Here is a 10,242-nt window from a genome sequence, read left to right as displayed (position 1 = left end):
TGTAATCCGTTGTTCCGTGTCAGTGGAGGCGCATTATAGGGAGTTATTTCAGGCTGACAAGGGGAAATTCAAAATAACTTTCCGAATGCACATTTTTTCACCAAAACAACCATTAACATGCCATAAAATAAGCAATTTGCCGTTTTTGCAGCCGCAATCACACTACCTGGTGGCATACTAATGAATAAGAGAAAGAGTAAGGAATAACATTCATGCCTTTAAATGCCCAACAGCTAGCCGCACAGAAGAATCTGTCCTACGTTCTGGCCGAAAAGTTAGCTCAGCGAATCTTAAAAGGTGAATATGCGCCGGGAGCTATCCTGCCCGGTGAAATAGAGCTGGGCGATCAGTTTGGCGTGAGTCGTACCGCAGTAAGAGAAGCGGTAAAAACGTTAACGGCAAAAGGTATGGTATTACCGCGCCCGCGTATTGGCACTCGCGTCATGCCTCAGGCAAACTGGAACTTCCTCGACCAGGAGCTGCTTACCTGGTGGATGACGGAAGATAATTTCCCTCAGGTCATAAAACATTTTCTGGTGATGCGCATCAGTCTGGAGCCTCAGGCCTGTTTACTGGCGGCGACTATCGGTACGGCAGAACAAAAAGCGCATCTCAATACACTGATGGAAGAGATGGTCGAGCTGAAAAGAAATTTCCGGCGCGAGCGTTGGATAGAAGTTGATATCGCCTGGCATGAGCACATCTATGAAATGAGTGCGAATCCGTTCCTTATCTCCTTTGCATCACTGTTCCATTCCGTCTACCAGACCTACTTTACCTCTATTACCTATAACGATGTGGTGAAGCTGGATTTGCACCAGGCTATTGTCGATGCAATAGAGGATAGCGATGGCGATCGCGCCTTCACCGCCTGTCAGGCATTGCTGATAGCACCGAACGTGCTACCGGATAAATAATATGTCAGAAAAGAAATCTCGCAGTATGGCCGGGCTGCCATGGATAGCAGCCATGGCCTTTTTTATGCAGGCATTAGACGCCACTATCCTCAATACCGCTTTACCCGCAATAGCGCACAGCCTTAACCGCTCTCCACTCGCCATGCAGTCGGCTATTATCAGTTATACCCTGACGGTCGCCATGCTGATCCCGGTGAGTGGATGGCTGGCAGACAGGTTCGGTACCCGACGCGTCTTTATGATTGCCGTAAGCCTGTTTACGCTGGGCTCGCTGGCTTGTGCGCTATCCAGTTCCTTAAGTGAACTGGTAGTTTTCCGCGTCATCCAGGGCATCGGCGGCGCGATGATGATGCCTGTTGCCCGTCTGGCTTTATTGCGAGCTTACCCGCGCAGCGAATTACTCCCTGTGCTTAACTTCGTGACCATGCCTGGGCTTGTGGGCCCTATTTTAGGTCCGGTATTGGGCGGGGTTCTGGTCACGTGGGCCAGTTGGCACTGGATTTTCCTGATTAATATTCCCATAGGCGTGGCGGGTATCTTCTATGCACGCAAATATATGCCGAACTTCACCACGCCGCGCCGCGGCTTTGATATGACAGGTTTCTTCCTCTTTGGCCTGAGCCTGGTGTTGTTTTCCAGTGGTGTTGAGCTGTTTGGTGAGAAGCTTGTCGCTACCTGGGTCGCACTCAGCATTATTGTGACCAGTATTCTGTTGCTACTTGCCTACATTCGTCACGCGCGTCGTCACCCAACGCCGCTGATATCGCTTCCCATATTTAAGACCAGAACCTTTTCCGTTGGGATCGCTGGAAACCTTGCCACGCGTCTGGGTACAGGATGTGTGCCGTTCTTAATGCCGCTGATGCTACAGGTAGGCTTTGGATATCCGGCGTTAATTGCGGGTTGCATGATGGCGCCAACGGCGCTGGGATCAATACTGGCAAAATCAATGGTGACGCAGGTGCTACGCCGACTTGGCTACAGAACGACACTGGTGGGTGTTACGGTGTTTATCGGCCTGATGATTGCGCAATTCGCTTTGCAATCCCCTGCTATGCCGGTCTGGATGCTGATCCTACCGTTGTTTATTTTAGGTATGGCGATGTCCACCCAGTTTACCTCAATGAATACCATCACTCTGGCGGACCTGACCGATGAGAACGCCAGCAGCGGTAACAGCGTGCTGGCCGTTACGCAGCAACTGTCGATCAGTTTAGGGGTCGCTATCAGCGCAGCCGTCCTGCGTATCTATGAAGGTATGGAAGGTACTAATACGGTTGAACAGTTCCATTACACCTTTATAACCATGGGCGCGATCACTATTGTCTCTGCGCTGATGTTTATGCTGCTAAAAGCCAAAGACGGACGTAACCTGATCAAAGATCGGCACAAGCCTAAACCGACCCCCGCGCCATCAAAACAGGAGTAAGTTGCAGGCGTTGTTGCTGCAATGCGGGCTGCGCCATCCGGTGGATTAACACATCGATGGCCAGCTCGCCCAATTCATCTTTGGGTTGATGGATGGTCGTCAGCGGCGGCGTCATATAGCGTGCCAGTTCGATATCATCATAACCCACCACCGCCATATCCTGCGGAATGCGCAATCCTGACTGATACAATGCCTGATACGCTCCGACGGCCATTGCGTCGTTCCCGGTGAAAACGGCCTGCGGTCGCTGTTTATGTGACAACAACGTTTGCATAGCTTCAAAACCACCGCCGAACTCAAAGTCACCGGTGATCTCGTAACCTTCCGGGACCGGCAAGCCCGCTCGCTTCATGGCCGCCCGATATCCTTCCAGACGTAAACGCGCCGGTGTTTTATCCAGCGGCCCGGTAATACAGGCTATGCGCGTAAAACCTTTATCGATAAGATGCTGAGTGGCTAAGTCCCCGCCTAACAGAGAGTTATCCTGAATCAAATCGCTTTCGCCATCAAAGGGCGACCAGTCCATCATTACGGTAGGAATAGAAGGATAGCGTTGCATTATCTCTCTGGAAGGCTGGTGCGTTTCGGTGCAGAGCAGCAGCAAGCCATCCACCCGTTTTTGCATCAGCGTTTCCAGATTGCGGTTCATTCGCTGTTCATCGCCTTCGGTATTGCATAACACCAGGCTGTAACCGCGTTCAAAACAGCTACGTTCAACGCCACGAACCAGCTCGGAATAAAAAGGATTGGTACTGGCAGTGATTAACATGCCAATGGTGCGGGTCTGGTTTAGCTTGAGACTGCGCGCCAGTGCGGAGGGCGCATAGTTAAGCTCTTTAATTGCCGCTTCAACTTTGTCAGTGACAGACTCACTGACAAAGCGATCTTTATTAATGACGTGAGAAACCGTCGACGTAGAAACACCCGCCAGGCGGGCGACGTCCTTCATTGTAGCCAAGCGTTACCTCTGTTGACTTAAAAACGCTTCTATTTCTTCGCGCCATGGAACGGAAGGCTGTGCACCTTTACGGGTGACCGCAATCGCCGCAGCTGCATGGGCAAAACGGATCGCTTCAGGCAGCGGTGTCTCTTCCAGTAACGCTGTAATTAACGCGCCGTTAAAAGTATCCCCGGCAGCGATGGTATCAACGGCGTCCACTTTAAAACCAGGCACTCGGTGGCCCTCACCATTCACGCTGGCCCACACTCCGCGACTACCTAAAGTAATCAATACAGTATGGATCCCTTTCGCGTGTAATGCCTGCGCCGCTTTGGCCGCATCTTCATCGTTTTCAACCCGGATCCCCGTCAGCTTCTCAGCCTCGGTTTCATTCGGGGTAATAATATCCACCAGCGCCAGCAGTTCGTCAGAAAGTTCACGCGCCGGAGCCGGGTTAAGGACGACCGTGGTCTTATTTTGCTGCGCAATTTTTGCCGCAGCCAGCACGCTTTCGATCGGCGACTCTAACTGCATCAGTAAGGCGGAGGCATGCGCAATGCGGTCGCGCTGCGCTTCCACCAGTGCAGGAGAAAGGGCTGCGTTCGCTCCGGCGTGAATGCCAATAACGTTCTCGCCATCACCATTCACAAAAATCAGTGCCACGCCGGTCGATTCCCCCGAAATGACGCTGATCGGCGCAATATCGATATTATCTTTGGCCAACTGTTTACGCACACTTTCGCCAATATCGTCGTCACCCGTACAGGCAATAAACGCGATGTTCGCGCCACTACGACCCGCAGCAACAGCCTGATTAGCGCCCTTTCCGCCAAATGCGACCTGATAATGGCTACCGGTTACGGTTTCACCAGGCGTTGGGAAAGATTTAAGGTTGAGGATGTGATCGGCATTGATGCTGCCAAGAACAACGAGGTTGCCTGCGGTTTTCATGTTCGGAGTGTCCAGTAAAGTGCGCCACCGGGTTAGGGTGGCGCGTGCCCTGCTTTTCTTTTTACGCTTTCATCTTCAGAACCAGGCCCTGGGATGGCGTATTTATGTCTCCATCAGGCCGCGAGCGACCTGAATCGGTGTTACTGCTTGATGACCAGCTTCAGATCAACCGGATATTTAGCCTGAACCTTCTCGCCTTTCAGAACCTTATCCGCAGTTTCCACGCCTTTCGCGCCGATCTGATCCGGCAACTGAGCAATGGTCGCAGCCAGTTTGCCATCATTTACTGCTTTTTCGCCATCTGGCGTGCCGTCAAATCCAACCACCATCACATCAGATTTACCCGCGGTTTGCAGTGCGCGCAGCGCACCCAGCGCCATTTCATCGTTCTGGGCAAATACGGCCTGCACGTCAGGATGTGCAGTCAGCAGGTTCTGCATGACGTTCAGACCCTTAGTGCGGTCGAAGTCTGCCGGCTGGCTGGCCAGTACGTTAAATTTGTGTGCCGCAACGGCTTGCTGGAAACCTTCACCACGCTCACGTGCCGCTGAAGTACCGGCAATCCCCTGCAGTTCGATAACTTTCGCGCCTTCACCTGCTTTCTTCGCGATGTAATCACCCGCAATTTTACCGCCCAGCACGTTATCAGACGCAATGTGGCTGACCACATCACCTTTTGTCGCCTGACGATCCAGGGTAATAACCGGGATCTTCGCCTGGTTAGCCATCTTCACAGCGTTACCAACGGCGTCAGAGTCAGTCGGGTTAATCAGCAGTATTTTAGTTCCACGAACCGTTAAGTCCTGAACGTTAGCCAGCTCTTTTGCCGGGTTGTTCTGTGAATCCAGAATCACCAGGTTATAGCCCAGCTTATCCGCCTCTTTTTGCGCGCCATCCTTCAGAGACACAAAGAACGGGTTATTGAGGGTGGAGACCACCAGCGCAATGGTATCTTTCGCCATCGCATTCGCGCTCACGGTGGCGCTCAGCGCAACAGCAGAAACCAGGGTAGCCAGTTTTTTCATGTTCATATTTAAGATGTCCTGTAATCGTTGTTACTGCTTTTTGTTGTCTACCAGTACCGCCAGCAAAATCACCACCGCTTTGACGATCATCTGGTAATAGGAGGATACACCTAACAAATTCAAACCATTATTGAGGAAACCAAGAATTAATGCGCCGATCAGCGTCCCAACAATACGTCCTTTACCGCCCGCCAGGCTGGTACCGCCTAACACCACCGCAGCGATAGCATCCAGCTCATAGCCAGTACCTGCCGTCGGCTGCGCAGAGGAGAGACGAGCCACTTCAATGATACCCGCCAGCGATGCCAGCAGACCGCACAGGGAGTAAACGATAATTTTGATTTTACTCACGCTGATACCGGACAGACGCGTTGCCGCTTCGTTACCGCCCAGCGCATAGATATAACGCCCCAGACGCGTATGGTGCAGCATGTACCACGCCGCCAGGAAGACAATCCCCATGATCCACACAGGCGTAGGCACGCCTAACGGACGACCAATACCAAACCAACCAAACAGATCGGCATTGTCAGTAAACCCGGTATTTACCGGACTGCCGTTGGTGTACACCATGGTCACACCGCGCAGCAGCAGCATCATCACCAACGTGGCGATAAACGCCTGTACGCGGCCTTTCGCGACAATGACCCCGGTTACTGCGCCAATAGCAGCGCCGAGCGCCAAAGCAGCGGCAACGGCCACCAGCGCATTGACTTCAATACCGACAATGGACGCTGCCACCGCACCGGTAAGCGCCAGCAAGGAACCGACGGACAGATCGATACCCGACGTCAGGATGACCAACGTCATGCCGACGGCCATGATGGCGTTTACCGACGTTTGCTGGAGAATGTTGAACAGATTATTAACGGTAAAAAAGTTGGGGCTCATGGTGGAAACAATCGCGATCAGCACTAACAGAGCGATGAGCGACTTTTGCTCCAGAAGCCATGCTTTAGTGAAATAACGGCGACCAGAAACAGCCTGGGTAGTCATCTTTTTTACTCCTGATTCACGCGATTAAGCTTGCCCACAGCGGCAGCCATTAATACTTCCTGAGTGGCCTGCTCGCGAGTGAATTCACCGCCGAGATGCCCTTCATGCATAACGATAATACGATCGCTCATGCCCAATACTTCTGGCATCTCAGAGGAGACCAGAATGATACTCAGCCCATCGGCCTTAAACTGGTTGATAAGCTGATAAATTTCTTTCTTAGCCCCAACGTCGACGCCGCGTGTTGGTTCATCGAGGATCAGGACTTTTGGTCGGGTCATCAGACCGCGCGCAATGGCCACTTTCTGCTGGTTACCGCCCGAGAGCAGGCCGATAGCCTGTTCCATCGATGGCGTTTTAACATTGAACAGACGAATAAAATCACCTACCGCTTGCTGCTCATCTTTATGCTTCAGGCTTCCACCGGCGCGGCTGAAATAGCGCAGCGCGGTCAGTGACATGTTCTCTTTCACCGACATGCCCAGCACTAAGCCATCACGTTTACGGTCTTCAGAAATATAGACGATGCCGTTTGCAAGGCCATCCTGTGGCGAACGGGTGACAACTTCATGCCCATCAAGCGTGACGTAGCCGCTGGTGCGCGGCAATGCGCCATACAACACTTTCATCAGCTCGGTACGTCCGGCGCCCATCAGCCCCGATACGCCAAGGATCTCGCCTTTACGCAGCGTGAACGAAACATCGTTTACCCCTGGGCCACACAGATTATCGACCTTCAGGCGAATATCGCCCGGCGCTTTTTCCAGACGCGGGTACTGATCTTCCAGCTTACGTCCCACCATCATTTCAATCAGTGAGTCTTCGGTCAGCGTTGCGACTTCACGCTCGGCAATAAACTGCCCGTCACGGAAGACGGTCACGTCATCACAGATTTCGAAGATCTCTTTCATACGGTGGGAGATATAGACAATGCCGCGCCCCTGCGATTTCAGCTCGCGGATAACGCGGAACAGGGATTCGGTTTCGGTATCGGTGAGCGCATCCGTCGGCTCATCCATAATGATGACCTTCGATTCAAAGCTCAGCACTTTAGCAATTTCGACCATTTGCTGATCGCCAATCGACAACTCACCGACCAGCCTGTCGCTTTTAAAGCGCAGATTGAGTTTGGCGAGCAGCAGATCGGCTTCGGCGTACATCTTCTTCCAGTCAATTTTGCCAAAGCGATTCACAAACTCACGGCCAAGAAAAATGTTCTCAGCGATAGTGAGTTGCGGGATCAGGTTCAATTCCTGGTGGATGATACCGATTCCGGCTTCCTGAGAGGATTTCGGGCCATTAAAGGTGGTCTCTTTCCCCAGCCACAATAAAGAGCCAGCATCACGGGTGTAGATCCCGGTCAGCACTTTCATCATGGTGGATTTGCCCGCGCCGTTTTCGCCCACCAGCGCCATTACGCGGCCTGGATAGACATTCAGCGCAGCGCCGGATAGAGCTTTTACGCCCGGGAACGCTTTATCGATCCCTTTGAGTTGCAGTAATGCGTTCATGATGGCCTCAGAACGTGACGCCAGCACAGAGAATGATATTCGCATACGGAGAACACTCTCCGCTGCGAATTACCGCCTGACTGTCTGCGGTTTGTTTTTTGAATTGTTCATGCGTGGTGTAACGAATTTCTATGGTGTTTCCCTGGTGTTGTTGCAGTTGCTCAATGTGGCTGAGCAACGTTTCGTGGAGTTGCGGATTATGTTGTTTAATTTCCGTCGCGAGAATGGCCGCCTCGACCTGCATTTCACGTGTAACCACATCCAGTACCTGCATAAAAGAAGGTACGCCCTGGGTTAATGCCATATCAATACGCGTTGTGCTGTTCGGGATGGGTAAACCTGCATCACACACCACCAGCGTATCGGTATGTCCCAGACGGGAGATCACCGTTGAAATTTCAGAGTTGAGTACCGTGCCTTTCTTCATTTTCTTTCCCCACTAGCGAAACGTTTCGCTGAAGATAAGTGTAGTGCGAAGAATGGACAGAAAACCACCGCGACGTTACGAAAATGTGATCGCCATCGAAACGTTTCGCAAGGATTATCATTTGATGAAATGAAAACTGGGAGGGACAAAACAAAACGCCCCCTTTCGCGATGAAAGAGGGCGTCGATTGCCTTAAATCTCTACCTGAGTACCGAGTTCAATAACCCGGTTTGGTGGGATTTCAAACTGGTCCGGCGCGCGCAGCGCATTGCGCTGTAGCAGCAGATATAGCTTGCCGCGCAGACGCAAATACCATGGCCGTTTGCCGACAATCAGCGACTCGTGCGACATAAAGAAGGAGGTTTCCATCATCCGACAGCTTAAGCCTTCCAGACCGCAGCGATGGAACACTTCCTCAACGTTCGGCGTTTCACGCCAGCCGTAGCTAGCCACTACGCGCCAGAAGGTGGGCGATAACTGCTCAATCTGCACCCTACGCACGTTGTGCACGTATGGCGCATCTTCCGTACGCAGCGTCAGCAGAATCACGCGTTCATGCAGCACCTTGTTATGCTTGAGGTTATGCAGAAGCGCAAACGGGATGACGTTCAGCGCACGCGACATATATACCGCCGTTCCCGGCACGCGTACCGGTGGGGATTTCTCCAGAGAGGCAATCATCGCCTCCAGAGAGTTGCCGTGCTCATGCATGCGACGCAGCAGACGGAAACGCTCGCTTTTCCACGTAGTCATGATGGTGAACATCACCAGACCCAGCGTCAGAGGCAGCCAACCGCCGGAAATCAGTTTATCGAGGTTCGCGGAGAACAACGGAACATCGACGCACAAGAACGCCGCCAGAATCAGGAAGACGAAGTATTTATTCCAGTGCCAGTTTTTGCGCGCCACGGTGGTAGACAGAATAGATGTCAGTACCATTGTCCCCGTTACCGCAATCCCGTACGCCGCGGCCAGATTACTGGAGTGTTCAAAGCTCACAATCACGATAACCACCGCAAAATAGAGCATCCAGTTAACGAAAGGAATGTAGATCTGACCCGATTCCATTTCCGAAGTATGAATGATCCGCATCGGCGACAAATACCCCAGACGCACGGCCTGACGCGTCAGCGAGAAGACACCGGAAATTACCGCCTGCGAAGCGATAACCGTTGCCAGCGCGGCAAGGATCAGGAGTGGTATCAATGCCCAGTCCGGCGCCAGCAGGAAAAACGGGTTTTTGATCGCTTCAGGATGCTTTAACAGCAGCGCCCCCTGACCAAAATAGTTCAGCACCAGCGAAGGCAATACCACCGAGAACCATGCCAGTCTAATCGGCAACTTACCGAAGTGCCCCATATCCGCATACAGCGCTTCAACACCGGTAATCGACAGCACTACAGCGCCCAGCGCAATAAAGGACAACGTTTTGAATTCGAGGAAGAAATGCACCGCCCAGTAAGGATTTAGCGCCTGCAGTACCTCCGGGTTACCAATAATACTGCGCACGCCTAATACCGCGAGCGTCAGGAACCACAGCAGCATAATCGGCGCAAACAGTTTACCAACCATGCCGGTACCGTGTTTTTGAATCATAAACAGCAGGGTCAGCACGATAATCGAGAGCGGAACAATCCAGGTATCCAGCTGCGGTGCAACAATCTCCAGACCTTCAATCGCCGACATCACTGAAATGGCTGGCGTAATCACCACTTCACCATAGAAGAAGCTGCCGCCAATCAACCCCATGATGACCAGCATCGAGGTTGTTCGCGCCGAGGTATTGCGCCCGGCCAATGACATCAACGTCAGGATCCCACCTTCCCCGGCGTTATCCGCACGCATGACAAACGTCAGATATTTAATGGAGACAACAAAGATCAGCAGCCAGAAAATCAGCGAGAGAAAACCAAACACAGCATCACGTTCAACGCCAAAACCAAACTGGCCAGACAAACATTCACGAAGCGTATAAAGTGGGCTGGTACCAATATCACCGTAGACAACCCCAATGGCCGCAAGGGTAATCGCAGACAATGATTGTTT

The 10,242-nt window shown here is 52.3% G+C and carries 9 protein-coding genes; 2 read left to right on the top strand and 7 right to left on the bottom strand.

Annotation, left to right across the window (positions count from 1 at the left end):
- Nucleotides 1–212: 212 nt before the first annotated feature.
- Together KQJ18_RS18105 and mdtD are read left to right on the top strand one after the other, a co-directional pair.
- Complete coding sequence (locus tag KQJ18_RS18105; RefSeq protein WP_038635812.1) at nt 213–917, top strand: FadR/GntR family transcriptional regulator; 705 nt, start codon at nt 213–215, stop codon at nt 915–917.
- Between the two features lies 1 nt (nt 918).
- The gene (mdtD, locus tag KQJ18_RS18100; RefSeq protein ID WP_038635809.1) at nt 919–2,346 is read left to right on the top strand and encodes a multidrug transporter subunit MdtD; all 1,428 of its coding nucleotides are present in this window, start codon (nt 919–921) and stop codon (nt 2,344–2,346) included.
- Here mdtD and rbsR read toward each other — a convergent pair.
- The 7 genes from rbsR to kup form a co-directional block, all read right to left on the bottom strand.
- On the bottom strand, nt 2,312–3,304 hold the full coding sequence (gene rbsR, locus KQJ18_RS18095) for a ribose operon transcriptional repressor RbsR (protein ID WP_087857265.1): 993 nt from the start codon (nt 3,302–3,304) through the stop codon (nt 2,312–2,314). The two genes, mdtD and rbsR, sit on opposite strands and share 35 nt — an antisense overlap.
- 3 nt (nt 3,305–3,307) lie before the next feature.
- On the bottom strand, nt 3,308–4,237 hold the full coding sequence (rbsK, locus tag KQJ18_RS18090) for a ribokinase (RefSeq protein ID WP_204527792.1): 930 nt from the start codon (nt 4,235–4,237) through the stop codon (nt 3,308–3,310).
- 140 nt (nt 4,238–4,377) lie between these two features.
- Nucleotides 4,378–5,268, bottom strand: coding sequence for a ribose ABC transporter substrate-binding protein RbsB (gene rbsB / locus KQJ18_RS18085; protein WP_006687780.1), 891 nt, complete (start codon nt 5,266–5,268; stop codon nt 4,378–4,380).
- Between the two features lie 24 nt (nt 5,269–5,292).
- Nucleotides 5,293–6,258 (bottom strand): ribose ABC transporter permease, encoded by a 966-nt coding sequence (gene rbsC, locus KQJ18_RS18080; protein ID WP_003023762.1) that lies wholly within the window; start codon nt 6,256–6,258, stop codon nt 5,293–5,295.
- A 5-nt stretch (nt 6,259–6,263) separates the two neighbouring features.
- Complete coding sequence (gene rbsA, locus KQJ18_RS18075; RefSeq protein WP_016157825.1) at nt 6,264–7,769, bottom strand: ribose ABC transporter ATP-binding protein RbsA; 1,506 nt, start codon at nt 7,767–7,769, stop codon at nt 6,264–6,266.
- A 7-nt stretch (nt 7,770–7,776) separates the two neighbouring features.
- Nucleotides 7,777–8,196 carry a D-ribose pyranase gene (gene rbsD, locus KQJ18_RS18070; protein ID WP_038635798.1) on the bottom strand — a complete coding sequence of 140 codons (420 nt, stop codon included), beginning with the start codon at nt 8,194–8,196 and terminating at the stop codon, nt 7,777–7,779.
- Nucleotides 8,197–8,388: 192 nt separating this feature from the next.
- Nucleotides 8,389–10,242 (bottom strand): low affinity potassium transporter Kup (gene kup / locus KQJ18_RS18065; RefSeq protein ID WP_216422431.1); only part of this gene is annotated, 1,854 nt, incomplete at its 5' end.

Source organism: Citrobacter sp. S55_ASV_140 (assembly GCF_018919505.1).
GTDB classification, from domain to species: domain Bacteria; phylum Pseudomonadota; class Gammaproteobacteria; order Enterobacterales; family Enterobacteriaceae; genus Citrobacter; species Citrobacter werkmanii.
The sequence above is the reverse complement of the archived record's forward strand: the minus strand, read 5'-3'. Positions and strand labels throughout refer to the sequence as shown.

Bases quoted from the DNA above. Each gene is read 5' to 3' on its own strand.
- KQJ18_RS18105 (WP_038635812.1), top strand. From the start codon at position 213: ATGCCTTTAAATGCCCAACAGCTAGCCGCACAGAAGAATCTGTCCTAC.
- rbsD (WP_038635798.1), bottom strand. From the start codon at position 8,196: ATGAAGAAAGGCACGGTACTCAACTCTGAAATTTCAACGGTGATCTCC.
- rbsB (WP_006687780.1), bottom strand. From the start codon at position 5,268: ATGAACATGAAAAAACTGGCTACCCTGGTTTCTGCTGTTGCGCTGAGC.
- rbsK (WP_204527792.1), bottom strand. From the start codon at position 4,237: ATGAAAACCGCAGGCAACCTCGTTGTTCTTGGCAGCATCAATGCCGAT.
- rbsA (WP_016157825.1), bottom strand. From the start codon at position 7,769: ATGAACGCATTACTGCAACTCAAAGGGATCGATAAAGCGTTCCCGGGC.
- mdtD (WP_038635809.1), top strand. From the start codon at position 919: ATGTCAGAAAAGAAATCTCGCAGTATGGCCGGGCTGCCATGGATAGCA.
- rbsC (WP_003023762.1), bottom strand. From the start codon at position 6,258: ATGACTACCCAGGCTGTTTCTGGTCGCCGTTATTTCACTAAAGCATGG.